Source organism: Microbispora sp. CL1-1 (assembly GCF_012034195.1).
Classification (GTDB): domain Bacteria; phylum Actinomycetota; class Actinomycetes; order Streptosporangiales; family Streptosporangiaceae; genus Microbispora.
In genome coordinates this window covers 375,556-399,544 of sequence record NZ_JAATEK010000002.1, presented here as the reverse complement: position 1 = coordinate 399,544, position 23,989 = coordinate 375,556, and the positions used below count along the sequence as shown (strand labels likewise).

The 23,989-nt window shown below is 71.6% G+C and carries 22 protein-coding genes; 16 read left to right on the top strand and 6 right to left on the bottom strand.

What is annotated here, in order from left to right:
• The first annotated feature begins 89 nt into the window (after positions 1-89).
• Positions 90-1,301 carry a lytic transglycosylase domain-containing protein gene (locus HCK04_RS04195; RefSeq protein WP_260617102.1) on the top strand — a complete coding sequence of 404 codons (1,212 nt, stop codon included), beginning with the start codon at positions 90-92 and terminating at the stop codon, positions 1,299-1,301.
• Between the two features lie 129 nt (positions 1,302-1,430).
• On the opposite strand, the gene HCK04_RS04190 is transcribed toward HCK04_RS04195, so the two are convergent.
• The gene (locus HCK04_RS04190) at positions 1,431-2,417 is read right to left on the bottom strand and encodes a ferrochelatase (RefSeq protein ID WP_142645517.1); all 987 of its coding nucleotides are present in this window, start codon (positions 2,415-2,417) and stop codon (positions 1,431-1,433) included.
• An 86-nt stretch (positions 2,418-2,503) separates the two neighbouring features.
• Here HCK04_RS04190 and HCK04_RS04185 point away from each other — a divergent pair, with 86 nt between their 5' ends.
• Together HCK04_RS04185 and HCK04_RS04180 are read left to right on the top strand one after the other, a co-directional pair.
• Positions 2,504-4,480: a S9 family peptidase gene (locus tag HCK04_RS04185; RefSeq protein WP_142645516.1), complete on the top strand. Its 1,977-nt coding sequence runs from the start codon at positions 2,504-2,506 to the stop codon at positions 4,478-4,480.
• Positions 4,481-4,586: 106 nt separating this feature from the next.
• Positions 4,587-5,408: an inositol monophosphatase family protein gene (locus HCK04_RS04180; protein ID WP_142645515.1), complete on the top strand. Its 822-nt coding sequence runs from the start codon at positions 4,587-4,589 to the stop codon at positions 5,406-5,408.
• A gap of 436 nt (positions 5,409-5,844) precedes the next feature.
• Here HCK04_RS04180 and HCK04_RS04175 read toward each other — a convergent pair whose 3' ends face one another.
• On the bottom strand, positions 5,845-6,009 hold the full coding sequence (locus HCK04_RS04175; protein WP_167530612.1) for a hypothetical protein: 165 nt from the start codon (positions 6,007-6,009) through the stop codon (positions 5,845-5,847).
• Between the two features lie 241 nt (positions 6,010-6,250).
• On the opposite strand from HCK04_RS04175, the gene HCK04_RS04170 reads away from it, so the two are divergent.
• The 5 genes from HCK04_RS04170 (at position 6,251) to HCK04_RS04150 (ending at position 11,561) form a co-directional block, all read left to right on the top strand.
• Positions 6,251-6,904, top strand: a complete 654-nt coding sequence (locus HCK04_RS04170; protein ID WP_142645514.1) for a response regulator transcription factor — start codon at positions 6,251-6,253, stop codon at positions 6,902-6,904.
• A 39-nt stretch (positions 6,905-6,943) separates the two neighbouring features.
• Positions 6,944-8,428, top strand: a complete 1,485-nt coding sequence (locus tag HCK04_RS04165; protein ID WP_260617101.1) for an ATP-binding protein — start codon at positions 6,944-6,946, stop codon at positions 8,426-8,428.
• Positions 8,429-8,686: 258 nt separating this feature from the next.
• Entirely contained in the window at positions 8,687-8,986 is a 300-nt protein-coding gene (locus HCK04_RS04160) for a DUF4193 domain-containing protein (protein ID WP_030505490.1), read from the top strand.
• A gap of 19 nt (positions 8,987-9,005) precedes the next feature.
• Positions 9,006-9,758 (top strand): hypothetical protein, encoded by a 753-nt coding sequence (locus HCK04_RS04155; RefSeq protein WP_260617100.1) that lies wholly within the window; start codon positions 9,006-9,008, stop codon positions 9,756-9,758.
• Between the two features lie 405 nt (positions 9,759-10,163).
• Positions 10,164-11,561 (top strand): trehalose-6-phosphate synthase, encoded by a 1,398-nt coding sequence (locus tag HCK04_RS04150; RefSeq protein ID WP_142645513.1) that lies wholly within the window; start codon positions 10,164-10,166, stop codon positions 11,559-11,561.
• Here the strand turns inward: HCK04_RS04150 and HCK04_RS04145 are convergent.
• Entirely contained in the window at positions 11,551-11,868 is a 318-nt protein-coding gene (locus tag HCK04_RS04145; protein ID WP_142645512.1) for a DUF4235 domain-containing protein, read from the bottom strand. The two genes, HCK04_RS04150 and HCK04_RS04145, sit on opposite strands and share 11 nt — an antisense overlap.
• Before the next feature lie 69 nt (positions 11,869-11,937).
• Between HCK04_RS04145 and valS the strand changes: the two genes are divergently transcribed.
• The 6 genes from valS (at position 11,938) to HCK04_RS04115 (ending at position 18,586) form a co-directional block, all read left to right on the top strand.
• Positions 11,938-14,460 (top strand): valine--tRNA ligase, encoded by a 2,523-nt coding sequence (valS, locus tag HCK04_RS04140; RefSeq protein WP_142645511.1) that lies wholly within the window; start codon positions 11,938-11,940, stop codon positions 14,458-14,460.
• A 264-nt stretch (positions 14,461-14,724) separates the two neighbouring features.
• Complete coding sequence (locus tag HCK04_RS04135; protein ID WP_142645510.1) at positions 14,725-16,053, top strand: AI-2E family transporter; 1,329 nt, start codon at positions 14,725-14,727, stop codon at positions 16,051-16,053.
• A 106-nt stretch (positions 16,054-16,159) separates the two neighbouring features.
• Entirely contained in the window at positions 16,160-16,597 is a 438-nt protein-coding gene (dut, locus tag HCK04_RS04130; RefSeq protein ID WP_142623350.1) for a dUTP diphosphatase, read from the top strand.
• Positions 16,598-16,647: 50 nt separating this feature from the next.
• On the top strand, positions 16,648-17,334 hold the full coding sequence (locus HCK04_RS04125) for a DUF3710 domain-containing protein (RefSeq protein ID WP_142645509.1): 687 nt from the start codon (positions 16,648-16,650) through the stop codon (positions 17,332-17,334).
• Positions 17,335-17,508: 174 nt separating this feature from the next.
• On the top strand, positions 17,509-17,901 hold the full coding sequence (locus HCK04_RS04120) for an OB-fold nucleic acid binding domain-containing protein (protein WP_142645508.1): 393 nt from the start codon (positions 17,509-17,511) through the stop codon (positions 17,899-17,901).
• Between the two features lie 16 nt (positions 17,902-17,917).
• A complete protein-coding gene (locus tag HCK04_RS04115; protein ID WP_142645507.1) occupies positions 17,918-18,586 on the top strand; it encodes a DUF3159 domain-containing protein in 669 nt (222 codons plus the stop codon).
• 78 nt (positions 18,587-18,664) lie between these two features.
• On the opposite strand, the gene HCK04_RS04110 is transcribed toward HCK04_RS04115, so the two are convergent.
• Together HCK04_RS04110 and HCK04_RS04105 are read right to left on the bottom strand one after the other, a co-directional pair.
• Positions 18,665-19,333, bottom strand: a complete 669-nt coding sequence (locus tag HCK04_RS04110) for a TrkA family potassium uptake protein (RefSeq protein ID WP_142645506.1) — start codon at positions 19,331-19,333, stop codon at positions 18,665-18,667.
• On the bottom strand, positions 19,333-20,001 hold the full coding sequence (locus tag HCK04_RS04105; protein ID WP_142645505.1) for a TrkA family potassium uptake protein: 669 nt from the start codon (positions 19,999-20,001) through the stop codon (positions 19,333-19,335). Before HCK04_RS04105 ends, HCK04_RS04110 begins: the two co-directional genes overlap by 1 nt.
• Positions 20,002-20,107: 106 nt before the next feature.
• Here HCK04_RS04105 and HCK04_RS04100 point away from each other — a divergent pair, with 106 nt between their 5' ends.
• Together HCK04_RS04100 and HCK04_RS04095 are read left to right on the top strand one after the other, a co-directional pair.
• Positions 20,108-22,150, top strand: coding sequence for an APC family permease (locus tag HCK04_RS04100; protein WP_142645504.1), 2,043 nt, complete (start codon positions 20,108-20,110; stop codon positions 22,148-22,150).
• Entirely contained in the window at positions 22,147-23,415 is a 1,269-nt protein-coding gene (locus HCK04_RS04095) for a class I SAM-dependent RNA methyltransferase (protein WP_240970912.1), read from the top strand. The genes HCK04_RS04100 and HCK04_RS04095 overlap by 4 nt, the downstream gene beginning before the upstream one ends.
• Here HCK04_RS04095 and HCK04_RS04090 read toward each other — a convergent pair.
• Positions 23,376-23,987 (bottom strand): TetR/AcrR family transcriptional regulator, encoded by a 612-nt coding sequence (locus HCK04_RS04090; protein WP_142645503.1) that lies wholly within the window; start codon positions 23,985-23,987, stop codon positions 23,376-23,378. The two genes, HCK04_RS04095 and HCK04_RS04090, sit on opposite strands and share 40 nt — an antisense overlap.
• Positions 23,988-23,989 lie beyond the last annotated feature (2 nt).

Sequence of the window (23,989 nt, the reverse complement as noted above, 5' to 3'; positions counted from 1 at the left end):
GCGGACGGCGTTTGTCTCCGGTTTGACCATCGCGTACCCGCTTATCATGAGGCAAGTGATTTTTCCGCACCGGGGGTGGAGGGTCTGAGGTGAGGTCGTCCACTCATTCCGCCTCCACACGGCTGCGCCCGATCGTGACCGGCCTCGCGGTCGTGATCTTCACTGTTATGGCCGCGGGCACCGCCTTTCTGGCCACCTGGCCGGGCGACGGCGCGCTCGCGGCCGGTGGCGGCCCGGCGGAGAAAGACCGCGCGCGGGGCGGCGATCCCCGTCCCGCCGCGCGGGCGACGGCGCAGAGCCTCGTGCCCGACCGCACGCTGCCGTCGAGCGCGCCCGTCATCGGCGGGCCCGGCGTGCAGGTCACGCTGCCGCACCTGATCGCGATCTCCCCCAAGCAGGTGCCGCAGAGCACGCTGTTGAAGATCGCCAAGCTGCGGCACGTGCAGAAGGTGGCGGTCGCCGACGGCGGCCAGGTGCGCGTGTCCGGCACGGCCCTGCGGCTGCTCGCGGTCGACCCGGCCACGTTCCGGTCGTGGACGCCGAAGAACGTGGCCGACCACCCGGAGGTGTGGAGCGCGCTGGCGCGGGGCGAGCTGGTCGCGGACCCGGCGGCGATCAAACGTCTCGGCATGGTGCTGGGCGCGGAATACCAGATCGACGGCGGCCCCAGGCTGCGCGTGGCGGCCTCGGCCTCGCTCGGGCTGCCCGGCGTGGACGGCCTGGTCAGCCGGGACCTGGGCCGCAGGCTCGGCTTCCCCTCCGGCGTCGTGGTGCTGGTGCACGGCGACGCGGCCAAGGTGAGCGACAAGTCGGTCGCGCGTCTGCTCGGCAAGAGCGCGCAGGTCGTGCGGGTCGGCGCGGCTGCCGTACGGCCGCGGCCGCAGGCGCAGGCGACCCCGGGACATGCCCTGGTGGGACGGCCCACGAGCTACCTGGACCTCTACCAGCGGTCCGCCACCGTCTGCCCCGGCCTGTCGTGGACCGTCCTCGCCGCCATCGGCCAGGTCGAGAGCGGCCACGGCCGCAACAACGGCCCCTCGTCGGCGGGGGCGCTCGGGCCGATGCAGTTCATGCCCGCCACCTGGAAGGCGTACGGCGTGGACGGCGACGGCGACGGCGAGGCGGACATCTGGAGCCCCTACGACGCCGTGCCGTCGGCCGCCAAATACCTGTGCGCCAACGGGGCCGGCGCGGGTGGCGAGAAGCTCAGGAAGGCCGTCTGGTTCTACAACCACTCCTGGGACTACGTGAACAAGGTGCTGTCGCTCGCCGACGCGTACGCCCGCGCGTACGCCTCCTGACGCGCGGGGGACCTGCGGGTCCTGACACGCGGGGGACCTGACGGACCTGCGGGCGGAGGGACCTGACAGCCCCTGCCGGCGGAGGGTCCCGCCGCGGCGGCCGCCACCGGCCGTTCCGTCGTGGAGCCGCTATTGGCCGGGGCGTGCGGCGGGCCGGACGGGGGCGGGGCAGCAGGTCGCCGCGCACGGGGCGGGCTCCGGCTCGGCGAGCAGCTCGGACACCATCGACACGAACCGCGGATGGGTGCCCGCGGTCGAGGCCCTGGTGAGGGCCATGCCGAGCTTCTCGGCCGTGGCCGCCGCCTCCACGTCGAGGTCGTAGACGACCTCCATGTGGTCGGAGACGAACCCGATGGGCACCAGGACGGCCGACGGCACACCCTCGGCGTGCAGCGCCTCCAGGTGGTCGCAGACGTCGGGCTCCAGCCAGGGCACCTGCGGCGGGCCGCTGCGGCTCTGCCAGACCAGGTCCCACGACCGCCCCTCGTCCACCTGCGCGGTCACCAGCTCGGCGGCCCGCCTGAGCTGGGCCTCGTACGCGCCCCCGGTGGGCCCGGCGGTGCGGGCCATGGAGACGGGGATGCTGTGCGCGGTGAACACGAGCCGTGCCTGCTCCCGGACGCCGGCGGGCAGCCGGTCGAGGGCCTGGCGGGTGTGGTCGGCCATCGCCGCGATGAAGCCGGGATGGTCGTAGTAGTGGCGGAGCTTCACGATCTCCGGAGCGCCGGGGACGGCGACACGGGCACGGGCGATGTCGTCGAGATACTGCCGGCACGACGAGTAGGAGCTGTAGGCCGCGGTGACGAAGGCCGCCGCCTTGCGGACGCCGTCCTCCTTCATCTGCCGGACCGTGTCCTCCAGGAACGGGTGCCAGTTGCGGTTGCCCCAGTAGACCGGCAGGTCGACGTCGAGCGCGGCGATCAGGTCGCGGCACTGCTGGTTGATCGGGCTGACGCCGCCGAACCCCTGGTAGTGCGCCTCGACCTCCAGCAGCCGCTCACGCGGCACGCCCCGGCCGCGCACGACGTTCTCCAGGAACGGCATGACGTCGTCGGGCTTCTCCGGCCCGCCGAAGGAGACGACGAGCAGGGCGTCGTATCCGTTGGTGCTCACCATGCGCCACACCTTACGCGGCGGGTACGACGGTTCCGTGCGCGCCTGACGGCTTGGGTGGTGCGTGCGTCAGAGAGTAGGTTCGAGCGGTGACCCAATTTCCGGACATCCGCGAATACACGGCTCTGCCGCGCGTGAACTCCCTGCGGCTGTCGCCCGACGGGACCCGGCTCGTGTCCGTGGTCCAGTCCCTCAACCCCGACGGCAAGTCGTACGGCACGGCGCTGTGGGAGATCCCCCAGGAGCCCGGGGGCGAGCCCCACCGGCTGACCCGGTCGGCGAAGGGCGAGGCGGGGGCCGAGTTCGCCCCCGACGGGACCCTGTTCTTCGTCTCCCGCAGGCCCGACGAAACGGTGAAGGAGAGCGGCGGCGAGACCGCCGCCCTGTGGCTGCTGCCCGAGCGTGGCGAGCCGGCGCGCGTGGCCACCCGCCCCGGCGGGGTCTCCGCTGTGCGGGCGGCCGGCGGCACGGTCGTCTACGCCTCCGAGGTGCTGCCCGGCGACGAGGCCACCGAGGAGGAGCGCCGCAAGGCCCGCGACGAGGCCGGGGTCAGCGCGATCCTGCACGAGGGCTATCCGGTGCGCTACTGGGACCACGACCTCGGCCCGGCGCAGACCAGGCTCTTCGCCGGCCGCGCCGGGGGCGAGGGCCTGGAGGACGTGCGCGACCTCACGCCGGAGCCCGGCGGCGCGCTGGACGGGCACATGTCGTTCGACGTCACCCCGGACGGCCGCACCGTGATCGCGACCTGGCGGGTTCCGCTGGGGAACGGCGACCTCCGCTGGGACCTCGTCGCGATCGACGCCGAAGACGGATCCCGGCGCACGCTCGCGACGTCCGAGGGGCACGACTTCATGGGGCCGATCAGGGTGTCGCCCGACGGGCGGCACGTCGCCTGCCTGCGGGAGCACCACGGCACCGAGGAGACGCCGATCGCGCTCGACCTGTGGGTGGTCGACCTGGCCACCGGCGAAGGGCGCGCGGTCGCCGAGGAGATCTTCCCCGGGTCTGTCGCGTGGGCGCCCTCCTCCCGGGAGCTGTTCTTCTCCGCCGACCACCGGGGCCGCAGGCCGGTCTTCCACGTCACCTTGGACGGCGACGTCACCAGGCTGACCTCCGACGACGGCGCTTACGCCGAGCTGTGCCCGGCGCCCGACGGTTCGGTCTACGCCCTGCGCGGCGCGATCGACTCGCCGCCGCGTCCGGTGCGCGTGGCCGCCGACGGGTCGGTGACCACGCTGCCCTCGCCCACGCCGCCGCTCGACCTGCCCGGCACGCTGACCGAGGTGACCGCCACGGCCGAGGACGGCACCGAGATCCGGGGCTGGCTGGTCGTCCCCGCGGACGCGACCGCCGAGAACCCGGCGCCGTTCCTGCTGTGGATCCACGGCGGCCCGGTGTCGAGCTGGAACGACTGGAGCTGGCGCTGGAACCCCTGGATCATGGCCAGGCACGGCTACGCCGTGCTGCTGCCCGACCCCTGCATGTCCACGGGCTACGGCCAGGACATGATCCGGCGGGGCTGGGGCGACTGGGGGCCGGTGACCCACGCCGACCTCATGGCGATCACCGACGAGTGCCTCAAGCGGCCGGAGATCGACGAGCAGCGGACGGCGGCGATGGGCGGCTCGTTCGGCGGCTACATGGCCAACTGGGTCGCGGGACACACCGACAGGTTCCGGGCCATCGTGACGCACGCCTCGCTGTGGAACCTCGACCAGTTCGCCGGCACCACCGACGGCGCCAACTTCTGGCAGCGTGAGTTCGGCGCTCCCGGGTCCGCCCGCTACGAGCGGCTGTCGCCCAACCGGTCGCTGGGCGACATCAGGACGCCGATGCTGGTGATCCACGGCGACAAGGACTACCGCGTGCCGATCGGCGAGGGCCTGCGGCTGTGGTGGGATCTTCAGCGCTCGGGGGTCGAGTCGAAGTTCCTCTACTTCCCCGACGAGAATCACTGGGTGCTCAAGCCCGGCAACGCGGTCGCCTGGTATGAGACGGTTCTGGCCTTCCTGGCGCAGCACGTCCTGGGCAAGGAGTGGACCCGGCCGCCGTCCCTGGGCTGACCGTTGAATGGCGGTACATCCTGGTTTGGGAGGATGTCACCCGTGCGGCCGGCGCCCCGCGCCGGCCGTTTCGGTGTGAGCACGTACGAGGAGGGGGCAGGCCAGGATGGACCAGCGGGAGGACCGGCATGACCGCGCGCGGGTGGAGGAGCTGCTGGAGCTGGCGACCGGCATAGCCGAGGAGGCCGGTCAGATGCTCCTTGCCAAGCGGCCCGCGCGACCGGAGGTGCTCGCCACCAAGTCGAGCCCCACCGACGTCGTCACGGCGCTCGACCGGGCCGCCGAGGAGCTGATCCGCGGCAGGATCGCCGAGGCCAGGCCGCACGACGCCGTCCTCGGCGAGGAGGGCGGAGACACCCCCGGCGAGGGCGTCGTCCGGTGGGTCGTCGATCCCATCGACGGCACCGTCAACTTCCTGTACGGCCTGCCCGACTGGGCGGTGAGCATCGGCGTGGAGGTGGACGGTGAGATCGTCGCGGGAGTGGTGCACAACGTGCCGCGCGGCGAGGTGTTCACGGCGTCGAAGGGCGGCGGCGCCTGGCTGAGGGGCGAGCGGCTGCGCTGCAACACCGGCGTCCCGCTGGCCAAGGCCCTCGTCGCCACCGGGTTCGGCTACGCGGCCGGCCGGCGCCGGGTGCAGGCCGAGGTGCTGGCGCAGGTGCTGCCCCAGGTCAGGGACATCCGGCGCGGCGGCTCGTGCGCGATCGATCTCTGCTCGGTCGCCGCGGGCCGGGTAGACGCCTACTACGAGCGCGGCACCAACTACTGGGACCACGCGGCGGCGGGCCTGATCGCCCAGGAGGCCGGGGCCCGCGTCGCCGGTCTGAAGGGCAAACCGGTCGGCCCGGACATGGCGCTGAGCGCGGCCCCGGGCCTCTTCGAGGAGCTGCACGACCTGCTCGTCCCCCTCGACCCCGAGCGCGACTGACGCGTTCACCCGGGCCGCGCCCTCTTCCCCGGCTACTCCTGCGCCCCGGCTTCTCCTCCGTACGAATGGCGACGCGGGAGCGGACCGGGGGGCGGGGAGCCGTCCGGGCATGGCTCGCGGCGGCCTGCCGGTCGGCCGCCCGGGCCGCTGTTCGATCGCGGCGCTCGACCGCGGCCTCGATCGCGGCGCTCGATCGCGGAGCTTGATCGCGTTGCTGCCTGGCGCCCGGGCCGGGCTCCGCGCGACGTCCTCGACCGCCGGCGTGAATTCGCGTCGAGTTCGAGAAGGGTTCGAGGAGAGTTCGGGGGAGTTCGGGAGAGTTCGGGGGAGTTCGGGGGAGTTCGGGGGAGTTCGGTGGAGTTCGCGGTGCGTTCGCCCTGGGTACAGGCGAGGGGGCCCGCCTTGCGGCGGGCCCCCTCGTCAGTTTCGGTTCCGGTCAGCGCTGGATGTCGATGCCGTGATCTTCGGCGAGGCGGTGCAGGTCCTCGATCTCGGCGGTGAGGGTGTCGGCGAGGAAGTCGTCCCCGCTCGTGGTGGCCTCTTCAAGACCCTTGTAGGCCTGGTCGAGCCTGGTTTCGATCGTGGTCGTGAACTCGCCCATCTCACCTTCTTTCTCAGGGGGCGAAACGTGTCACGGGGGCTCCGGCACGGATCCTGTGGAGAGGCGCGCCCGTCCCCGGCACACGACAATGGAGGGTGTCACGGGCTTTACCCATGTCCGGAGCGACCGTAAACCTGTGAATTTCTGTGCTCTACGTCACGTAGAGCGCGGGAACCGCTTACCGGCGGCTTACGCCGGGTGAGTCCACAATGAGGGGCCTCGTACCAGCTAGGAGGACTTGATGCGCGTGCTTGTGGTGGAGGACGAGCGGGTGCTCGCGGACGCGATCGCCACCGGCCTCCGCCGGGAGGCGATGGCCGTGGACGTCGCCTACGACGGTGCCGCCGCCCTGGAGAAGACCGCCTACATCGACTACGACGTGATCGTGCTCGACCGTGATCTGCCCAAGGTGCACGGCGACGAGGTGGCCCGCCGCCTGGTCGCCCAGCGGTCGGCCTCGCGGATCATCATGCTGACGGCCGCGGGCGACGTGGACGACAAGGTCGAGGGGCTGGAGCTCGGCGCCGACGACTATCTGGCCAAGCCGTTCGTGTTCATGGAGCTCGTGGCCCGGGTGCGCGCGCTCGGCCGCAGGTCCGCGCCGCCGCTGCCGCCCGTGCTCGAACGCGCCGGCATCCGGCTCGACCCCGGCAGGCGGCAGGTGACCAGGGACGGGGCCGAGGTCCACCTCACCAAGAAGGAGTTCGCGGTGCTGGAGGAGCTGATGCGGGCCGAGGGCGCCGTCGTCAGCCAGGAGGACCTGCTCGACAAGGCGTGGGACGAGAACATCGACCCGTTCACCAACGTGGTCAGGGTGACCATGATGACGCTGCGCAAGAAGCTGGGCGATCCACCGGTCATCGAGACCGTGCCCGGCGTCGGATACCGGCTGTGACGACCCGCGCCACCGCCATGTCCCGGGGGAGGGGGCCCTGTGAGCGAACCGCGTGACGCCTCCGAGAGGAGGACGCCCCAGATCCTTCCGCCGCCGGGGGAACCGGACGCCGCCGCGTCCTCGCCGGACGTGCCCCCGCCTGACCTGGCGGCTCCGGACGCGCCGGCTTCGGCCGGTGGCCCGGCCCCGGCGGGTCCCACCCGCCGGATGTCGAGCCCGATGGGCACCGGTCCCTACCGCAGCCAGGTGCCGCCGCCGCCCAGCGGCCCGCCCGCCTGGGACGGCCCGCCGCCCCTGGTCGCCCATCCGGTGCAGCGGGGCAACCTGCTCAACGAGATCAGGTCGCTGCAGAACCGCGTCAGCATCCGGTGGCGTCTGACCCTCACGTACGCCGCGCTGGTCTTCGTCGCCGGCGCGCTGCTGGTGATGGTCATGTACGTGCTGATCGGCCAGGCGATCGACATCGGCTGGCAGAGCGTGCCGCAGATCTTCCTGCCGCGCGGGAGCGTGCCGCAGGAGTGGATCGACGAGGCCAACCACCAGTTCGCCCAGTCGCAGGCGGAGGTCACCGCCGTGGCGCGGGCCGAGCTGCTGAAGCGTGCCCTGCTGGCCCTGCTGGGCGTGGGGATCCTGGCGCTGATGCTGGGCTATCTCGTGGCCGACCGGGCGCTGCGGCCCGTCATGAAGATGACGGCGACCGCGCGGAAGCTGTCGGAGACCTCGCTCGCCCACGAGCGCATCGCCCTCCAGGGCCCGGACGACGAGCTGAAGGAGCTGGCCGACACCTTCGACGCCATGCTCACCCGGCTCAACACCGCCTTCGACGCCCAGCGCAGGTTCGTGGACAACGCCTCACACGAGCTGCGGACGCCGCTCGCGATCAACCGTACGGTGCTGGAGGTGGCGCTGTCCGACCCCGAGGCGTCGGAGGATCTCAAGGTGCTCGGACGCACGCTGCTCGGCACCACCGCGCGCAACGAGCGGCTGATCGAGGGCCTGCTGCTGCTCGCCCGCAGCGAGCGTGAGCTGTCGGTGCGAAAGCCCGTGGACGTCCGGGAGGTGGCCAGGACCGCCGTGGAGCAGCTGGCCCCCTTCGCCGAGGAAGAGGGCGTCACGGTCGAGCACGACCTTCACCCGGCGGCCACGACGGGCGACCCCGTTCTCATAGAACGCTGCGTGTCCAACCTCATCGAGAACGGCATCAAGCACAACCTTGGCGAGTCCGGAAAAGTATGGGTCCGGACGGGAATTGTGGACGGGGGTGCCGTTGTTCAGGTCGCGAACACGGGACCACACGTTCCCGCGTACGAGGTGGAGAGCCTGTTCGAGCCGTTCCGGCGGCTGAATGCCGACCGGGTTCAATCCGCCAAGGGCGCGGGTCTCGGCCTGTCCATCGTGCGCGCGATCGTACGCGCGCACGGCGGAACGGTCGCCGCCGTCCCCCGCGACGGGGGTGGTCTCGTGGTGACGGTGCGTCTCTCCGGAGCCGGGGCGTCTCCGGGGACACCACAGTCGGCGCGCTGATGGAGCGTGCACGCCGTACATGTGGTTGGATGTGCCGTCGAACGCGGTGGGGATACCGCCGATACTGTGGTTTTCGCCATATTTGGCTAACCGCAGCCCCAGGTGGGATGCCCCTCGCGTGTCGGGAGGTTCAGTGTTCGTTCAAGCGGGTACCGAATGCACAATTTAGCGGCCCCCGCGGGCACAACACCGGCCTTCCGAGCGTTATCCACGCGCGACACAGGCGCAGGCAGATAGATGAGGGGGATGGAGTAGCAGATGGCTACCGACTACGACAGCCCGCGTAAGACCGACGACGATCTGAACGAGGACAGCCTTCAGGAACTCCAGGCGCGTAGGAGCGACAAGTCGTCGGGCAGCATCGACATCGACGAGACCGATCTGGCCGAGTCGCTGGAGCTGCCGGGGGCGGATCTGTCGAACGAGGAGCTTTCGCTGCGGGTGATTCCTCGGCAGGCCGACGAATTCACCTGCTCGCGGTGCTTCCTGGTGCACCACCGCAGCCAGCTGGCCTCGGAGAAGAACGGCCAGCAGGTCTGCCGCGAGTGCGCCGCCTAGGAGACCCTTGGGAGGGTCCGTGACTTCAGCAGCGGATGAATCGAACAACGAGGTAGCCGACCTTGTCGGCAAACTCGTCGCCCCTGAGGAGACGGACGGGGCCGAGCGGCGTCGGCTGCTCGGCCGCCTCAGCGGGGCCTTGGCAAGGTCCGCCGCGAAGACACGCGAACGCGGCGTCGGCCGGGGGCGATGGCTGGCCGACGTCTTCATGAACATCGCCCCGCGGTTACCGGTCAGGGACTACGAGACGCTGCGGGACCACCATTACGGGCTCACCGGCGAGCAGCTCGCCGACGATCTCGTCCGCACCGCGGCGAAGGCGACGACGGCGGTCGGCGCGGTCGGCGGAGCGCTCGCCGCGGCGGAGTTCGCCGCCCCGCCGCTCCTGCTCTCCGCGCCCGCCCAGATCGTGGCCGAGACGCTGGTCGTCGCGGCCATCGAGGTGAAGCTCCTCGCCGAGCTGCACGAGGTGTACGGCGTGAAGGTCCCCGGCAACGGAACCCAGAGGGCGGCCGCGTTCGCGCTCGCCTGGTCGAAGCAGCGGGGCGTCAACCCCCTCGCCCCCGGCTCGGCCACGATCGCACTCGGGACCGCCGCGAAGACCGCCCTGCGCAACCGCCTGATGCGCACGCTCGGCCGCCATCTCACCACCCTCGGCCCCTTCCTCACCGGCGCCGTGGCCGGCGGGGCGCTGAACCGGGCCGCGACCAGGAAACTCGCCGCCGCGGTGCGCGCGGACCTGCGCCGCCAGCGCACCCTGCCGCCGAGCTGACCGACGCCCCCGAACCGACCGTTCGAGGCCGTTCGAGGCCCCGTACCGACACCCGAGCCCGCGAACCGACACCTCCGACGCACCCGGGCCGACATCCCCGAGGCACCCGGGCCGACATTCCCGAGCCCGCGCAATCGACACCCCGGCAGACTTGGGCCGGCACCCCCGGCGCACCTCGCCGCCCGGCGGACGCCCCGGCGTCCGTCCCAATCGGCACTCTCCGGTCGCCCTGATCTTCCAGATAGAGAAGTGTCACCGATTGGTCTAAACCTCTTGGCGACCCTGTATGAGCTGCATGAGATCATTCTCACAGTGATGGGCGTGGATTGTGCATGTTCTTACGGGTATGGGGGGCACTGGTGACTTTCCGTATGGTGGTCACAGGCGACCACCTGGAGGGGATTCATGCGTGGCACCAGCTCGTTTCTGATCGTCGCGAACCGGCTGCCGGTCGATCGTGTGGGCGAGAACGAATGGCGGCGCAGCCCGGGCGGGCTCGTCACCGCCATCGCGCCCGTCATGCAACGGCGTGACGGGGCCTGGCTCGGCTGGACCGGGGCGGCAGGGGAGGAGCTGAAGCCCTTCGACCACGACGGGATGCACCTGATCCCCATCCCGCTGTCCCAGCTTGAGGTCGAGCTCTACTACGAAGGCTTCTCCAACGCCACGCTGTGGCCGCTCTACCACGACGTCGTCGCCACGCCCGTCTACTCGCGCGTGCTCTGGGACGCCTACCGGGCCGTCAACGAGCGGTTCGCCCGCGCGGCCGCGGACGCCGCCGCGCCGGGCGCGGTCGTGTGGGTGCAGGACTACCAGCTCCAGCTCGTGCCGGCGATGCTGCGCAGGCTGCGGCCCGACCTGAAGATCGGGTTCTTCCTGCACATCCCGTTCCCGCCGGGCGAGCTGTTCTACCAGTTGCCCTGGCGCAACGAGATCCTCGAAGGGCTGCTCGGGGCAGATCTCGTGGGCTTCCAGCGGCCGGGAGGCGCCCACAACTTCCTGCGGCTGTGCCGCCGGCTGCTCGGCCTGCCGCACCTCCGCAACGCGATCCAGCTCGAGGACCGGACGGTCCGCGCCGAGGCGTTCCCGATCTCGGTCGACTTCAGTGAGATGGACCAGCTCGTCCGCGAGCCCCGCATCCAGCAGCGGGCCAAGGAGATCCGGGCCGAGCTGGGCGATCCCGAGCACGTGCTGCTCGGCGTCGACCGGCTCGACTACACCAAGGGCATCGGCCAGCGGCTCAAGGCGTTCGGCGAGCTGCTCGACGACGGCGCGATCAAGCCGGACGAGGCGGTCTTCGTGCAGGTGGCCACGCCCACCCGCGAGCGGGTCGCCGAATACATCCGGCTGCGCAACGACATCGAGCTGAGGGTGGGGCGCATCAACGGCGAGCACGGCGTGCTCGGCCGCATGCCGATCTCGTATCTCCACCAGTCGTACAACAAGGAGGAGCTGGCGGCGCTCTACTGCGCGGCCGACGTCATGGTCGTCACGCCGCTGCGCGACGGCATGAACCTCGTCGCCAAGGAGTACGTCGCCTGCCGCCACGACCTGCGCGGGGCGCTCGTGCTGAGCGAGTTCGCGGGCGCGGCCGACGAGCTGCGCCAGGCGTACATGGTCAATCCGTACGACATCGCCGGCATGAAGCGGGCGATGCTGACGGCGATGCGGGCGACCCCGCACGAGCTGGCGCGCCGGATGCGCTCGCTCAGGCGCAGGGTCGCGACCTACGACGTGGACAGGTGGGCCAGCGACTTCCTGCAGGCCCTGGAGTCGGGGGAGCCTGCCGCCTCTAGGGAGTGATGTCCCGGGCGGCGTCCTTCCAGGAGCGCCACTTCTTCGCCGCCGAGCGCGTGACGACGATTCGTGTGATCTCCATGCCCAGGCCCATCACCACGGCGTACGCGATGGCCTCGCCGAGCCCGATCTCGGGGGAGTCGACGCTCGCCGGCGGCTTCTTGCCGGTCGCCCTCTCCCACGCGAACGCCAGAACCTTGCGCGAGCAGAAGCCGACCGCCAGGCCGAGCAGGCCGCCGACGATCCGCCACTGCATGTCGGGCTTGTCCGTCGCGCTGAGTTCGCGCTCGGCCTCCCGCGCCTTGTCCGCCATGATTCCTCCTCGATAACGACCTTAGTGTCTCCCCGCGGGGTGACGGTCCACGCCATACCATGTGGTGGCATGACCGAACAGCGACTCCACGCAGCCATGCCCGAGAAACCGACACTCGACGGCTTGGAAGCGGTATGGGTAGCGCGCTGGGAGGCCGAGGGCACCTACCGGTTCGACCGGTCCCGGAGCAGGGACGAGGTGTACTCCATCGACACCCCGCCGCCCACCGTCTCCGGGTCCCTTCACGTGGGGCACGTCTTCTCCTACACGCACACGGACACGATCGCCCGCTACCAGCGGATGCGGGGGCGCGAGGTCTTCTACCCGATGGGGTGGGACGATAACGGGCTGCCCACCGAGCGCCGCGTGCAGAACCACTTCGGCGTGCGCTGCGACCCCTCGATGCCGTACGACCCGGACTTCACGCCGCCGGAGAAGCCGGACGCCAAGCGGCAGGTGCCGATCTCGCGCCGCAACTTCATCGAGCTGTGCGAGCGGCTGACCGCCGAGGACGAGAAGGCGTTCGAGGAGCTGTGGCGCCGTCTCGGCCTGTCGGTGGACTGGTCGATGACCTACGCGACCATCGACGCGAACGCCCGGGCGGCGTCCCAGCGGGCGTTCCTGCGCAACCTCGCCCGCGGTGAGGCGTACGTCGCCGAGGCCCCGACCCTGTGGGACGTGACGTTCCGCACGGCCGTCGCCCAGGCCGAGCTGGAGGACCGGGAGTGGCCCGGCGCCTTCCACCGCATCGGGTTCGAGCGGCCCGGCGGGGAGATGGTCTGGATCGAGACCACCCGGCCCGAGCTGATCCCGGCCTGCGTGGCGCTGGTCGCCCATCCCGACGACGAGCGCTACCGGCCGTTGTTCGGCACCACCGTCCGCACCCCGGTCTTCGGGGTTGAGGTGCCGGTCGTGGCGCACCACCTCGCCGAGCCCGACAAGGGCTCCGGCATCGCGATGATCTGCACCTTCGGCGACGTCACCGACGTCACCTGGTGGCGCGAGCTCGACCTGCCCACCCGGCCGGTGATCGGCTGGGACGGCCGCCTGCTCCCCGAGCCGCCGCAGGGCGTGCCGGCCGAGCCGTACGCCGAGCTGGCCGGCAAGACCGTGCACAGCGCGCGCGAGCGCATCGTGGAGATGCTGCGCGAGTCCGGCCACCTGGACGGCGAGCCGCGCAAGATCCAGCGGCCGGTGAAGTTCTACGAGAAAGGCGACCGGCCCCTCGAGATCGTCACCACCCGCCAGTGGTACATCCGCAACGGCGGCAGGGACGCCAAGCTCCGCGCCGAGCTGCTGGAGCGCGGCCGGGAGCTGGAGTGGCACCCGCCGCACATGCGGGTCAGGTACGAGAACTGGGTGGAGGGCCTGGCGGGCGACTGGCTGATCTCCCGCCAGCGGTTCTTCGGCGTGCCGATCCCGGTCTGGTATCCGCTCGACGCCGACGGCGAGCCGGTCTACGAGGCGCCGATCGTCCCGCCCGAGTCGGCGCTGCCGATGGACCCGTCCAGCGACGTGCCGCCCGGCTTCTCGGAGGACCAGCGGGGCAAGCCGCTCGGCTTCGTCGGCGACCCCGACGTCATGGACACCTGGGCGACCTCGTCACTGACTCCGCAGATCGCCGGCGGGTGGGAGCGCGACGACGACCTGTTCCGCCGCGTGTTCCCGATGGACCTGCGGCCCCAGGCCCACGAGATCATCCGCACCTGGCTGTTCTCCACGGTCGTGCGGTCGCACCTGGAGCACGGCGGGCTGCCCTGGCGGCACGCGGCGATCTCCGGGTGGATCCTCGACCCCGACCGCAAGAAGATGTCCAAGTCCAAGGGCAACGTGGTCACGCCCATGGGCCTGCTGGAGGAGTACGGCTCCGACGCGGTCCGCTACTGGGCCGCGAACGGGCGTCCCGGCACCGACACGGCCTTCGACACCGGGCAGATCAAGATCGGCCGCCGGCTGGCCATCAAGATCCTCAACGCGTCGAAGTTCGTGCTCGGCTTCCGGTCCGAGGGCGGCGGCGAGGTCACCGAGCCGGTCGACCTGTCCATGCTGGCTTCGCTGGCGGCGGTCGTCGCCGAGGCAGGCGAGGCGTTCGAGGCGTACGACTACACCCGGGCGCTGGAACGGACCGAGCGCTTCTTCTGGTCGTTCTGCGACGACTACGTCGAGCTGGTCAAGGCCCGCGCGTACGACGGGGACGCCTCGGCCGTCGCGGCCCTGCGGCGGGCGCTCGACGTGTTGCTGCGGCTGTTCGCGCCGTTCCTGCCGTTCGTGACCGAGGAGGTCTGGTCGTGGTGGCGGGAGGGCTCGGTGCACCGCGCGCCGTGGCCGTCCCCCGAGGAGCTGCCCGAGGCGCGGCACGGCGATCCGGCGGTGCTGGAGGCCGTGGCGGAGGTGCTGCGCCGGGTGCGGCGGGCCAAGTCCGAGGCGCGGCTGTCGATGCGGGCCGAGGTCGCCCGGCTCACCGTGTCGGGCGCCCAGGCGGACCTCGTCCGGCAGGCCCAGGACGACCTGTGCGCGGCAGGCAACGTCGAGGAGTTCGTCCTCGAAGCCGGTGAAGGACCGCTCGACGCGGTCGCCGAGCTGACCTCGTGAGGCCGCCGAGCTGATCGTGTGAGGCCACCGCCGGCCGCCGTCGTCCCTCCGTCGGGACGACGGCGGCCGGCGAAGTTCTGGGACGTTCCAGGACGTTTCCGGGCGTTCCGGCACGTGCCCCGGGGGTTGCGTAGGGTTGAGGGCGAAACGACCGCCAGGCGCGCGTAAAACGGCTGCGCGTCCCGCCCGCCGACATGCCAGTCTGGATCCGTGATCCCGTCTAACCGCAGTACCACCGAGAGAGTCCCGCCGACGCTGGCGACGATGGCCGCGTGGAGCTGGCGGCTGCTGCTGCTCGGCGGGATGATCTACGTCCTGTGGCTGATCATCGACAGAATCAGCTTCGTCGTCATGCCGGTGGTCGTCGCGCTGTTGCTCGCGGCCCTGCTGCACCCGCTGACCCGGCGGCTGCGCGCCACCGGCCTCCGGCCGATCTATGCGACATGGATCACGATGCTGCTCGGCCTGGCGCTGATCGTCGGCATCGGGTTCCTGATCGGCGTGCGGGCGAACGAGGAGTTCCCCCGGCTGGTCCTGCAGATCCAGGTGACCGCGCGTAACGTGCAGGACTGGCTGCTCCACGGGCCGCTCCATCTGAAGGAGGCGCAGATCGCCGACTTCGTGGACCAGCTCAGCAGCCAGATCACCCAATATCGCACCCAGATCACCAGCACGCTGCTGAGCGGCGCCACCGCCGTCGTCGAGGTGCTCACCTCCATCGTGCTGATCCTGTTCGTCACCTTCTTCCTGCTGAAGGACGGCGACCGGATCTGGTCCTGGTTCCTGCGCGCCTTCGGCAGCGCCACGCCGCGCGTCGACGCCGCGGGCCGCGCGGCCTGGGCCACGATCTCCCACTACGTGCACGGCACGGTCGCGGTCGCGGCCATCCACGGGCTCGTGATCGGCGTGGTGCTCGCCGGGATGCAGGTGCCGCTGTGGGCGCCCCTCGCGGTGCTGGTCTTCCTGGCCAGCTTCATCCCGATCGTCGGCATCCTGTTCGCGGGCACCATCGCGACGCTGGTGACCTTCGGCTCCCGGGGCTGGTTCCTGGCACTGATCTTCGTGGGCATCCTCGTGGTCGAGCAGCAGCTGGAGAACCACGTGCTCCAGCCGCTCATCGTGGGCCGGGCCCTGGAGTTCCACCCGCTCGCGATCATCCTTGTCCTCGCGGTCGGCGGCGTGCTCGGCGGCATCGCGGGCGCCGTGGTGGCCGTCCCGCTCACGGCGGTCATCTATCGCGCGCTGCCCGAGCTGCGCCGCGGCCGGCCGCGCGCCATCGAGGCGGCCGAAGGCGGCCCGCCCGGCGCCGGGAAGCCGGGGACCGGGGAGCCGGGGACCGGAGAACCTGGAACCGGAGAACCTGGAACCGGAGAACCGGGTGCCGGGGACGAGCCTGCGCCCGAGGGCGTACCCCCGGGCCCGGAATCCGGCGCCATCGAGTCCGGTGCCGCGGAGAGCGGTGCCACGGAGCCCGGTGCCGAGGAGCCCGCGACCTCCCAGCCCGCCGCCTCCGACGAGGGCGGGCGGAAGCAGGAAACGGCGCGCCCGTCATCCGGCACCGGAGAGGCGGTGTCCCCCCAGCGCAACGGGTAGGGTCTTGCCTCATGAGCTGCCCTGCGCCGAACTCCGGACTGCCGAACTCCGGACTGCCGGGCCCGAGACGGGCCGCGGCCGCCGCTCGCGGGATCGAGGCCGCCCGATGAGCGTCGAGATCCTGATCCACCGGCTCGACCCGGACCTTCCGCTCCCGTCGTACGCGCATCCGGGCGATGCCGGGGCCGACCTGTACGCGGCGGAGGACGTGGAACTGCTGCCCGGCGAGCGGGCGGTCGTGCGGACCGGTGTCGCCATCGCGCTGCCGGACGGGTACGCCGCCTTCGTCCATCCGCGTTCGGGCCTGGCGGCCCGGCACGGTGTCACGCTGGTCAACGCGCCGGGCACGATCGACGCCGGCTACCGGGGCGAGATCAAAGTGACGATGATCAATACTGACGCGAAGGACCCGGTGCGGTTCCGGCGCGGCGACCGCATCGCCCAGCTCGTCGTCCAGCGGGTGGAGCGGGCGGCGTTCTACGAGGTCGACCGGTTGCCCGGCTCCGTACGGGGCACGAACGGGTTCGGCTCGACGGGGAGCTGACACCCCGGGGCCCGGGAACACCGGGCCACGATGCGAGGAGAGTGAGAGAAGTGTTGCGACGCCGGCGACGCGCGGAGGAGGAGACCGCACCAGCTTTCGTGCGGGAGGAGAGCCACGCCCCGGCGCGGACGACGGGCCCCTGGGACGCCGCGGACGACTACCCGGAGGCCGAGCGCGTGGACCTGGGGGGCCTGCGCCTGCCCGTAGGTCCCGGATTCGAGATCCAGCTCAGCATGGCGGGCGACCAGGTCGACGGTGTGATCGTCCTGGTCGAGGAGAGCGCCCTGCAGGTGAACGCCTTCGCCGCGCCCAAGCGCAGCGGGATCTGGGACGAGGTGCGCGCCGAGCTCGCCCGTGAGGTGGTGGCCGCGGGCGGCTCGGCCGAGGACCGCGACGGCCCGTTCGGGCCCGAGATCGCGGCGGAGGTGCCCGTGCAGAGCCAGGGACAGCCGCAGGGGCGGCAGCCGGTGCGTTACCTCGGCGTCGACGGGCCGCGCTGGTTCCTCCGCGCCGTGATCAGCGGCAGGGCGGCGGTCGACCCGGAGGCGGCGCGGACCCTGGAGGACGTCGTGCGCGGCATCGTCGTCGTGCGCGGCGACGAGCCGATGCCGCCCAAGGAGGCGATCCAGCTCCGGCTGCCCGCCGAGGCCCGGCAGGCCATGGAGGAGCAGCAGGCGTCCCGGCAGCAGGAGTTCCGGCCCTTCGAACGCGGTCCGGAGATCAGCGAGATCCGCTGATATCCGTCCGGGATGTGCCGGTTGACCGAATCGGGAGGCAAGCCCTGCCTGACCGTCCTTCTGGCCTCTGAGCGGCTCACGTATGCTGCGGTGGGAAACGACCGGCCTAGGCTGGAAGCCAGGACGACGATTCCCCGAAGGGGATCGCGAACGAGGAAACTGGGTGAGTGACCGATGGGCACGCCGGAGCCTGCCAAACGCGGCGGACTGCGGGGCTTCTTCCGACGGCTGACCACCAGCCAGGCCGAGCTGGAGGCCGCCGAGCTCCAGGAGGACCTGGAGGAGCAGGGGGCCACTCCCATCGCGCGGTGCGGTGAGCGCCAGCGGACGTGCGTCGCGGGCACGCTGCGCACGGTGACCCTCCGCCCGCGCGGCGGCGCGCCCGCCCTGGAGGCCGAGCTGTACGACGGGTCGGACGTGATCGACCTGGTCTGGCTCGGCCGCCGGAAGATCGCCGGCATCGAGCCGGGCCGGGTGGTGCGGGCCGAGGGGCTGGTCAGCGTCCAGGACGGCCGTAAAGTGATGTTCAATCCCCGCTACGAGCTACGCCCGGCCGGTGGCCCTTGATCTCTCAGGAGACCGTATGAGCACAGCGGACATGACGGCCCCCGCGGCGCACGCCACCGTCGAGGCGGCGGTGCGCGCACAGATGAGCAAGGCGCTGGGCGGCAAACGCGGGATCGTCGAGGCGGCCGTGCCCACACTCGCCTTCACCGGCACGTGGATGGGCACCCACGACCTGAAGACCTCGCTGATCGTCGGCATCGCCTCGGCGGTGGTGCTCCTGCTGGTGCGGATCGCGCAGCGGAGCACGCCGCAGTTCGTGCTCAACAGCCTCGTCGGCATCGGGATCGGCGCGTTCTTCGCGGCCCGCACCGGCGACGCCAAGGACGTGTTCCTGCCGGGCATCCTCTACAACGCGGCCTACGCCGCCGGCATGCTGCTGTCGATCGTGGTCCGCTGGCCGATCGTCGGCTTCCTGATCGGCTCGGTGACCGGCGACCCGACGGCCTGGCACAACGACAGCGCGCTGGTGCGGCTGTGCTCGCGGCTCACGTGGCTGCTCATCCTGCCCTGCCTGCTGCGGGTGGTGATCCAGCTGCCGCTCTACTGGGCCGACCAGGTGACCGCCCTCGGCGTGGCCAAGATCGCCCTGGGCTGGCCGCTGCAGGTCGCGGGGCTCGCCGCGATGGTGTGGGTGCTCGCCCGTGGCCGCACCCCGATCCAGCCGCCGCCGCAGCCGTCCGTCTGACGATCACGCGGAAACGGCTCAGGCCCCGGGCGCACCGCCCGGGGCCTGAGCCGTCCGCGGGTCAGGGACGTCCGCGGGTCAGGGACGTTCGTGTGCCGACAGCAGCTCGGTGAGCTCCTGCTCGACCTCCTGGCTGGCCACGAACAGCAGCTCGTCGCCGGCCTCCAGCGGGTCGTCGGCCGAGGGCACCAGCACCCGGCCCTCCCGCAGGATCGCCACGAGGGCGGAGTCCACGGGCCACGGCACCGAGCCCGCCCGCTGGCCGACCACCGGCGCGTCCTCGGCCAGCGTCAGCTCCACCAGGTTGGCCTGGCCCTGCCGGAAGGTCATCAGGCGCACCAGGTCGCCGACGCTGACCGCCTCCTCGACCAGGGCCGACAGCAGGCGCGGGGTGGAGACGGCGACGTCCACGCCCCACGACTCGTTGAACAGCCACTCGTTCTTGGGGTGGTTGACCCGGGCGACCACCCGAGGCACGCCATATTCGGTCTTGGCGAGCAGCGAGACCACGAGGTTGACCTTGTCGTCGCCGGAGGCGGCGATCACGACCTGGCAGCTGTTCAGCCCGGCCTCGTCCAGCGAGGAGATCTCGCAGGCGTCGGCGAGCAGCCACTCGGCCCGCGGCACGCTGTCGATCTTGATGGCGTGCGGGTCGATGTCGATGAGCAGGACCTCGTGGCCGTTCTCCAGGAGCTCCGCCGCGATGGAGCGGCCGACGGCTCCGGCGCCGGCGATGGTGACGCGCATCAGTGCTCCTCGTCGGACGGCGGGGCGGACAGCGTCTTGTTGATGCGGTCCATGTCGTTCTCGGTGGCGACCAGGTGGAGGATGTCCCCTTCCTGGACGACGGTCGCGTCCTTCGGCACGAGCGCCTCGCCCATGCGGTTGAGGAAGGCCACGCGTGCGCCGGTGACGTTCTCGATCTCCCTGGCCCGGACGCCGATCCAGCCCTGGTGGAAGGCAACCTCGGCCAGGACGACCGTGCCGGTCGGGTCGCGCCAGAGGGGCTCGGCGCCCTCGGGCAGCACCCGGCGCAGGATCTGGTCGGCCGTCCAGCGGACCGTCGCCACGGTGGGGATGCCGAGCCGCTGGTAGACCTCGGCCCGGCGGGGATCGTAGATGCGGGCGACCACGTTGTCCACGCCGAACATCTCGCGGGCCACCCGGGCGGAGATGATGTTGGAGTTGTCGCCGCTGCTCACGGCGACGAAGGAGGCGGCCGAGGCGATGCCGGCCTCTTCGAGAACGTCGCGGTCGAAGCCGATGCCCGTCACCCTGCGGCCGCGGAAGCCCGCCCGCAGCCGACGGAAGGCCTGCGGGTCGCGGTCGATCACGGCGACCGAGTGCCCGTTGTCCTCAAGGATGTGCGCCAGGGTCGAGCCGACCCGTCCGCATCCCATGATCACGATATGCATGCTCCCCCGCCGTGGGTTGTGGCGGTCTCCTAATGGAGACAGTATGTCGCCAGTGCCCCACACCGCATGACTTGGGAGCGGCACCGGGGGACTAGGCTCATCAGACGTGTCCAAGGTGCCAGATCTTGTCAAGCGGCTTCTCGTGGGGCGGGCTCTGCGGAGCACGGCGCTCCACCATCAGCTGCTGCCCAAGCGTGTGGCACTGCCGGTCTTCGCGAGTGATGCCCTGTCCTCGGTGGCGTACGCACCGCAGGAGATCCTGGTCATCCTGTCGATCGGCGGGGTGGGCCTCTACAGCCTCAGCCCGTGGGTCGCCGCGGGCGTCGTCCTCGTCATGCTCACGGTGGTCGCCTCCTACCGCCAGACCGTGCACGCCTATCCCAGCGGCGGCGGCGACTACGAGGTGGCGACGACCAACCTGGGCCCGACCGCGGGACTGACCGTCGCGAGCGCGCTGCTCGTCGACTACGTGCTGACCGTGGCCGTGTCGGTCGCCAACGGCGCCGACTACGTGGGCGCGACGATTCCCTTCGTCGCCGAGCACCGGCCCCTGGTCGCGGTGGCCATCGTCGCGCTGCTGACCGTCATGAACCTGCGCGGCATCCGGGAGTCCGGCGTCGCGTTCGCCGTCCCGACGTACGCGTTCATGATCGCCGTCATCGGGATGGTGGCGTGGGGCCTGTTCCGGCTGGTCGTGCTCGGCGACGAGCTGCGCGCGCCGACCGCGGACTATCACATACTCGGGCAGCAGACCAACCTCGCCGGATTCGCGATGGCGTTCCTGGTGCTGCGCGCCTTCTCGTCGGGATGCGCCGCGCTCACCGGCGTCGAGGCGATCAGCAACGGCGTGCCGGCGTTCCGCAAGCCCAAGAGCAGGAACGCCGCGACGACGCTGCTGATGATGGGCCTCATCGCGGTCGTCATGTTCAGCGGGATCATCTTCCTCGGCCTCAAGTCGGGCGTGAAGCTGACCGACCCGGCCGTCATGGCCACCCACGTCATCATCAACGGCCGGCCGGCCGGGCCCGGCTACTACCAGCAGCCGATCATCGCGCAGGTCGCCTCGGCCGTCTTCGGCCACGGCTCGTTCCTGTTCGTCGTGATCGCCGCGGTGACCGCCCTCATCCTGTTCCTGGCCGCCAACACCGCGTTCAACGGCTTCCCGGTGCTCGGCTCGATCCTCGCCCAGGACCGCTATCTGCCGCGCCAGCTCCACACCCGGGGCGACCGCCTCGCGTTCAGCAACGGCATCGTCATCCTCGCGGCGGGGGCCTGTCTGCTGATCTGGGCGTTCGACGCGGACGTGAGCAAACTGCTCAACCTTTACATCGTCGGTGTGTTCGTCTCGTTCACCCTCAGCCAGATCGGCATGGTCCGGCACTGGACCCGGCTCCTGAAGACCGAGAGCGACCCGCGGGCGCGGTTCCGCATGATGCGCTCCCGGGTGATCAACGGCTTCGGCGCCGTCATGACCGGGCTCGTGCTCGTCGTCGTGCTCGCCACCAAGTTCACGCACGGCGCGTACATCGTCTGCATCGCGATGCCGGTGCTCTTCCTCATGATGAAGGGCATCAGGCGGCACTACGACCGGGTCGCCGCGGAGCTCGCCGCGCCGGAGGGGCACGAGGCCGACGAGTCGCTGCTGCCCGCACGCAACCACGCGATCGTGCTCGTCTCCAAGATCCACAAGCCGACGCTCCGCGCCCTCGCGTACGCCAGGGCGACCCGCCCGTCGACGCTGGAGGCCGTGACCGTCAGCGTGGACGCCGACGAGGCGAACCGGCTCAAGGAGGAGTGGGACCGGCGCGGCATCGCGGTGCCGTTGAAGATCCTCGACTCGCCCTACCGGGAGATCACCGGTCCGGTGCTCGAATACGTGAAGTCGCTGCGGCGGCGCTCGCCGCGCGACGTCGTGACGGTCTACATCCCCGAATACGTGGTCGGCCGCTGGTGGGAACACCTCCTGCACAACCAGAGCGCGCTGCGGCTCAAGGGAAGGCTGCTGTTCAAGCCCGGGGTCATGGTCACGAGCGTGCCGTTCCAGCTCGCCTCCTCCGACCGCCTCAAGCGCCGCAGGGAGCCGTCCGCTCCCGGCGCCTCCCGCCGCTCTTACCAGCCGCCGTCGAAGAACTCGCAGATCAAGGCATGAACGACAGGAAAGAGGCCGACATGGGCGGCGCACGGCTCGAACTGACGGTGGACGCCGTCGCCAACGGCGGCTGGTGCGTGGGCAGGCACGAGGGCCGGGTGGTCTTCGTCCGGCACGCGCTGCCCGGCGAGCGGGTGGTCGCCGAGGTCACCGAGGAGACCGCGCGGTTCCTGCGGGCCGACGCGGTCGAGATCCTGCAGCCGTCGCCCGACCGGGTCACGCCGCCCTGCCCGTTCGCCGGCCCCGGCCGCTGCGGTGGCTGCGACTGGCAGCACGCGTCGCTGGAGGCGCAGCGCAGGCTCAAGGCCGACGTGGTCGCCGAGCAGTTCCGGCGTCTGGCGGGCCTCGACCTCAAGGTCGTGGTCGAGGAGGTGCCGGGTGCGGACGACGGCCTCGGGTGGCGCACCCGCGTACGGTTCGCCGTGGAGCAGGACGGCACGGCGGGGCTGCGGCGCCACCGGTCGCACGAGATCGAGCACGTCACCGGGTGCCTGATCGCGCACCCCGCCGTCGAGGAGATCGGCGCGGAACGCCTCGGCTGGCGCGGGGCCGCCGCGGTCGAGGTGGTCGCGGCCTCCGGCGGCGACCGCGCCGTGATCGTCGAGCCCGTCCCACGCCGCCGGGCGGACATCCCGGACGTGGACGCCGCGGTCCTGCTCGACGAGGGCAGGCGGGGCACCCGCGCGCTGCGCGGCCGGGCCTCGCTGACCGAGCGGGTGGGCGAGCGCGACTTCCGGGTCACCGCGAGCGGCTTCTGGCAGGTCCACCCGGGCGCGGCGGCCACGCTGCTCGGCGCGGTGCTCGACTTCGGCCGTCCCGAGCCGGGGGAGTGGGCGCTCGACCTCTACTGCGGCGCCGGTCTGTTCGCCGCCGGGCTCGCCGAGGCCGTCGGCCCCGAGGGCGCCGTGCTCGGCATCGAGTCCGAGCCGCAGGCCGCGCAGGACGCCCGGTTCAACCTGCGCGACCTCCCGCAGGCGCAGGTCGAGCGGGGCAGGGTCGAGGAGGCGCTCGACCGGCTCCGGATCGAGCGGGCCGATCTCGTGGTGGCCGACCCGCCCCGCGCCGGTCTCGGCCGTCCCGTGGTCGAACGCGTCGCCGGTCTGGAGGCCTCGCGCGTGGTGTACGTCTCGTGCGACCCGGCCACGCTGGCCAGGGACGTCGCCTGGTTCGCCGGGCTCGGCTATCGCCTGGAGGACCTGCGGGCCTTTGACCAATATCCGATGACTCACCATGTGGAGTGCGTCGCGCTGCTCGTCAGGGACTGATCCGCCGCACGGGCGGGGGCGGCCATGCCGGCCACCAGGAGGTCGGTCAGCCTCCGCACCGCCGCCTCCGTACGTTCGGGCGAGCCCGCGCGCAGGGAGGCGATGGCCGCCAGGCCGATCCGTACGTCCTCGATCGACACCTCGGGACGGACGTGGCCCGCGCTCCGGGCGCGTTCGATGAGCCGCTCCAGCCTCCGGACCTGTGCCCGGCGCTGCCCGGCGATCGCGGCGCCCGCGGGGTGGGAGCCGAGCAGCGCCTGGTTCAACCCGCGGTGCCGCACCTGGCCGTCGGCGAACCGGTGGATGGTCGCGCGCAGCGCCCGCCAGGGGTCGGGATCGTCCAGGGCGGCGCGCATCCGCGCGCGGCACGCCGTCGCCTGCTCGGCGAGCACGGCGGTGACGAGGTCCTGCCGCGACGGGAAGTGCCGGTAGACGGTCGCGACGCCGAGGCCGGCCCGCCGGGCGATCTCGTGCACGGGCAGGTCGAGCCCGTCCGCCGCGAACGCGGCGCGGGCGACCGCCACGAGATGCCGCCGGTTGTGCTCCGCGTCGGTCCGGGGTTTCCGAGTCAATG

What these genes read in the sequence shown, in the direction of transcription:
- HCK04_RS04190 (WP_142645517.1), bottom strand. Translation starts at nt 2,417, where the DNA reads ATGGTGAGCACCAACGGATACGACGCCCTGCTCGTCGTCTCCTTCGGC.
- HCK04_RS04180 (WP_142645515.1), top strand. Translation starts at nt 4,587, where the DNA reads ATGGACCAGCGGGAGGACCGGCATGACCGCGCGCGGGTGGAGGAGCTG.
- HCK04_RS04175 (WP_167530612.1), bottom strand. Translation starts at nt 6,009, where the DNA reads ATGGGCGAGTTCACGACCACGATCGAAACCAGGCTCGACCAGGCCTAC.
- HCK04_RS04170 (WP_142645514.1), top strand. Translation starts at nt 6,251, where the DNA reads ATGCGCGTGCTTGTGGTGGAGGACGAGCGGGTGCTCGCGGACGCGATC.
- HCK04_RS04160 (WP_030505490.1), top strand. Translation starts at nt 8,687, where the DNA reads ATGGCTACCGACTACGACAGCCCGCGTAAGACCGACGACGATCTGAAC.
- HCK04_RS04150 (WP_142645513.1), top strand. Translation starts at nt 10,164, where the DNA reads ATGCGTGGCACCAGCTCGTTTCTGATCGTCGCGAACCGGCTGCCGGTC.
- HCK04_RS04145 (WP_142645512.1), bottom strand. Translation starts at nt 11,868, where the DNA reads ATGGCGGACAAGGCGCGGGAGGCCGAGCGCGAACTCAGCGCGACGGAC.
- valS (WP_142645511.1), top strand. Translation starts at nt 11,938, where the DNA reads ATGACCGAACAGCGACTCCACGCAGCCATGCCCGAGAAACCGACACTC.
- HCK04_RS04135 (WP_142645510.1), top strand. Translation starts at nt 14,725, where the DNA reads ATGGCCGCGTGGAGCTGGCGGCTGCTGCTGCTCGGCGGGATGATCTAC.
- dut (WP_142623350.1), top strand. Translation starts at nt 16,160, where the DNA reads ATGAGCGTCGAGATCCTGATCCACCGGCTCGACCCGGACCTTCCGCTC.
- HCK04_RS04120 (WP_142645508.1), top strand. Translation starts at nt 17,509, where the DNA reads ATGGGCACGCCGGAGCCTGCCAAACGCGGCGGACTGCGGGGCTTCTTC.
- HCK04_RS04115 (WP_142645507.1), top strand. Translation starts at nt 17,918, where the DNA reads ATGAGCACAGCGGACATGACGGCCCCCGCGGCGCACGCCACCGTCGAG.
- HCK04_RS04110 (WP_142645506.1), bottom strand. Translation starts at nt 19,333, where the DNA reads ATGCGCGTCACCATCGCCGGCGCCGGAGCCGTCGGCCGCTCCATCGCG.
- HCK04_RS04105 (WP_142645505.1), bottom strand. Translation starts at nt 20,001, where the DNA reads ATGCATATCGTGATCATGGGATGCGGACGGGTCGGCTCGACCCTGGCG.
- HCK04_RS04095 (WP_240970912.1), top strand. Translation starts at nt 22,147, where the DNA reads ATGAACGACAGGAAAGAGGCCGACATGGGCGGCGCACGGCTCGAACTG.